General features: G+C 38.5%; 1 protein-coding gene. It reads right to left on the bottom strand.

What is annotated here, in order from left to right; all coding sequences use genetic code 11:
• Positions 1 to 131: 131 nt before the first annotated feature.
• A complete protein-coding gene (locus OZD61_RS01670) occupies positions 132 to 2,786 on the bottom strand; it encodes a 2-oxoglutarate dehydrogenase E1 component (RefSeq protein WP_274979614.1) in 2,655 nt (884 codons plus the stop codon).
• Positions 2,787 to 2,925 lie beyond the last annotated feature (139 nt).

Below are 2,925 nucleotides of genomic sequence, written 5' to 3'. Positions count from 1 at the left end.
AAGATTTTCAATAGGTTGCTTATAATTCTAACTATAGTTAGCCTTTCATAAGTAGCGATGCAACAAAGCCCAACCGGACTCAAGTGTCAGCTACTTTTATAGCACCACTTCTGCTTCAATAACTGTAAATACTAAGCGATCTGTCTTAAAATCTCCTCTTGTTGCTGAGCATGAACACTAGCATAACCACATGCAGGAGATGCAGCAGCAGGTCTTGCGATACACTTAGGTCTTTTTGCTTGAATATTGAGATTGGACAACACTTCTTCTATCAATGAGTTGACAAAAAACCACCCTCCCATATTTTTTGGTTCTTCTTGACACCATATAATTTCAGCGCTTTTGTATTTTTCAAGTTCAATACTTAGTTTATCGGCAGGAAATGGATAGAATTGCTCCAAACGTATTACTGCTATATCGTTTATTTTTTGTGCTTCACATACTTCAATTATGTCGTAATAAACTTTACCGCTGCATATTACAACTTTACGTATTTTATCATTTAGAACCAAATCTGTTCTATATTCTGGGATTACCGTGAGGAATTTTCCTTCAAAGTCAGATAGGTTAGAAACTGCTCTTTTATGACGCAATAGTGATTTAGGTGTAAACACTACTAAAGGCTTGCGAAAGTCTCTGTGGATTTGCCTGCGTAAAGCATGAAAATAATTTGCTGGAGTAGAGCAATTAACAACTTGCATGTTATCTTCTGCGCAGAGTTGCAAAAATCTCTCTATACGCGCGGAGCTATGCTCAGGTCCCTGTCCTTCATAACCATGAGGCAGCAACAAAACTAGACCGCTTGATCGCAACCACTTTGTTTCTGCAGATGCGATAAACTGGTCGATCATAATTTGTGCACCATTTGCAAAATCACCAAATTGTCCTTCCCAGAGCACTAGTGAATATGGGGAATCAAGGCTATATCCATATTCAAAGCCCATTACAGCATACTCTGATAAAGCGCTATCTATGACCTCAAAGTGAGCTTGCTTTTCATTTATATTGTTTAGCGGAATAAACGCTTCTTCTGTTACCTGATCAACAAGCCTTGAATGACGGTGCGAGAAAGTTCCACGACCAGAGTCTTGTCCTGATAAACGCACTCCTATTCCTTCTGTGAGCAGTGATGCAAACGCAAGACTTTCGGCAGTTGCCCAGTCTATATTACTACCGGAATTTATGCTGTCTATTCTGCCATCAAGTATTTTTCTAACCTTATTGTTAATGTTAAAGCTACTTGGGATGTTGCTATTTATATGTACACCTAATTTTTTCAACTCATCTGGCGGAACACCAGAATCTGTATAGTATTCGCTCAAATCGTTCAACCTTGCCTTTCTTAATTTTGACCATACTCCACAAAACCAGTCAGCTTTTTTTGGAGTATAAGCCGCTGATTCAGCAAGACTTTTATCCAATCTTGCCCTGAACTCACTGCGCAATTTATTTACCTCATCACCACTTAATACTTTCTCTGCGATCAACTTCTCTTCATACAGTGTTCCTGGAGTTTTATGCTTTGATATTACCTTATACATGAGTGGCTGAGTGAAATTCGGTTCATCACCTTCATTATGGCCATATTTGCGGTAACATATTATGTCAATCACTACGTCCTTTTTAAATTTCTGCCTATATTCCATCGCCAGACTTGTAGCAAAACTCACAGCTTCTGGGTTATCTCCATTAACGTGAAACACTGGAGCTTCTATTGATTTTGCTACATCAGTACAGTAAAAAGAGGATCGCGCACAACACGGATTAGCAGTAAAACCAACTTGGTTATTAATAACAATGTGCACAATGCCATCTACCTTATAACCTTCAATATTGCTTAAGGTTAGAGTTTCAGCAACCACTCCTTGGCCGATGAAAGCCGCATCACCATGAATTGATATGCCAAGCACAGATCTTATATTCTGTTTTGCTCTTATTCTTCCAGCCAAAACCGGATTTACCGCTTCAAGGTGAGATGGATTAGGGCATAAACTTAAATGTATTTTCTTACCACCGGCAAGTGTTTGATCAGAAGAGTAACCAAGGTGATATTTAACATCACCGGACACCTCAAGACCACCTGGATATGCAAGATTGCCTTGAAATTCAGATAGCATTGCCGCATATTCTTTGCCCATAACTTTGGTTAGAATATTGAGTCGTCCGCGGTGAGCCATGCCAAGAACTATTTCTTCAATACTAAAAGCTGCAGAATCACTAATGATTCTCTCAATTGCAACGATAGCTGATTCCCCACCTTCGATAGAAAAACGTTTATATCCAGGAAATTTCATATGGAGAAATTGCTCGAACATCTCAGATTCAATTAAGTGCCTCAGTATTTCCTTTTTATCTTGTGAACTCAGCGTATAGGTTTGATTTTCGATCTTTTCCTGCAGCCACATCCTCTCCTCATAAGAGGAGATATGCATAAATTCAAAACCGATGTTCTTGCAGTAAATATCTCTATAGATTCCAGCGTCACTTGCCGGATATAGATTCGAATATTTCTGATAATCTACTTCCTTATTCACATTGGGTGATAACGGATTAAGATCCGCAAAAAAATGACCGTAAGATCTGAAAAAATTTGCTAAACCAGAAACTGAATCATCCACCTTAGTTACATGTTGTGCACCGCAGGTCTCCGCTTTATTAACTTCTAAATTGCTTGAAAAAATTCTATACCAATCCTCCCCGATTGATTTATCACCCTGCAAATAACGGCTATACATTTCTTCCACAAATTCTGCATTATCACCATAAAGGCAGCTTAAACTCGACATAATCACTATAAAAAGTATCAAATACTTATAAGTATAACTTAAGTTTTTTAAAAAAGAACTTTTTTAGTTTCTATACGTCATACCGCCGCGGTATCTCTTAACATAGATCCCGCTAACACGTAGCGGGATGACGATTGTC

The sequence above is a fragment of the Wolbachia endosymbiont of Drosophila bocki genome (assembly GCF_028982005.1).
GTDB lineage: Bacteria > Pseudomonadota > Alphaproteobacteria > Rickettsiales > Anaplasmataceae > Wolbachia > Wolbachia pipientis.
The sequence above is the reverse complement of the archived record's forward strand: the minus strand, read 5'-3'. Positions and strand labels throughout refer to the sequence as shown.